The 1,136-nt window shown below is 58.1% G+C and carries 1 protein-coding gene; it reads left to right on the top strand.

The annotated features are described in order from the left end of the window. Nucleotides 1–154: 154 nt before the first annotated feature. The coding region (locus ACXJKH_RS20955) for an aminotransferase-like domain-containing protein (protein ID WP_457322264.1) at nt 155–1,136 on the top strand (982 nt) is incomplete at its 3' end.

The raw sequence follows: 1,136 nt of genomic DNA on the forward strand, positions 1-1,136 counted from the left end.
CCTTTAGCCTTGTCTGGGTTAGACGAATTTTTTACGGCCTGCCCACGCTCGCCCACGTTGCTGTAGCTTTAGCTAGCCGGCCAGCTGAGGTCTTTAGGTTGGGAGTTTGTAGGTGTAATTTAGGACAATCAATTTATTGTCCTAAGGACGCCGCATGAGATCCCGTTCCATCTCATCAGTGACGGAAGCGCTTGTTAACCGAATTGACAGTGGCGACTTGGCGCCCGGGGTGCAGCTTCCGACGCACCGAAAGTTGGCCGCCCAATTCGGCATAGCAGTGGCGTCCGCCACCAAGGTCTATGCCCAATTACAAGCGTCCGGACACGTTATAGGCGAAATAGGCAGGGGGATGTTTGTCCGTGCACGCCGAAGAGAAGTGGCCTGGGACCCGGAGAACGAAGCGAGGTCAAGTTCTATTGCGATCGACCTGTCATTCAATCACCCCACGTGGCCAGGGCAGGAGGCGATGGTGAGATGCATGTTGCGCGAGTTGGCAGCTTCCGCGGAGGCAAGGTCACTCCTGCATCAGCAGCCGCCCGGTGGACGCGGACGGGAGCGGCAGATCATGGGCGAGTTCTTGTCCGACCAGCGTGGAGTCAAATGCGCGGTTGGCCGGACCTTCTTGGTTGGTGGTGCTCAGCAGGGCTTGGACGTCGTCGCGAGGGCGGTGCTTGGGATCCACGACCGTGTGGCCGTTGACGCGCTGACTTATCCCGGTTTTAAGATGCTGGCGAGGAGCCATGGGATCGAGTTGATGCCCGTTGCTTGTGCGGCCACTGGCCCGGACCTCGACGCTTTGGACGCTCTGTGTGATCGAAACCGTATCCGAGCCGTGTACACAATGCCTACGATGCACAATCCCTTGAGTTGGGTAATGAGCGAGTTGCATCGGCGACGGCTTGTTGATATCGCCCGCCGCCACGACCTTCTGATCATTGAAGATGCCTCCTACTCTTTTTTGGCAGAGGGGGCGCCAGCGCCGTTGGCCTGCCTAGCCCCTGAGAGGACTTTCTACATCACCAGCCTTTCTAAGGGGCTGGGAACCGGGCTTCGCTTTGGGGCCATTGTTTCGCCGATTCAATTTAAGGACCGCGTCACCTCAGCCATTCGCGCAAGTTACTGGAGCCTGCCCAGTA

Source organism: Stenotrophomonas sp. P5_B8, from assembly GCF_054049855.1.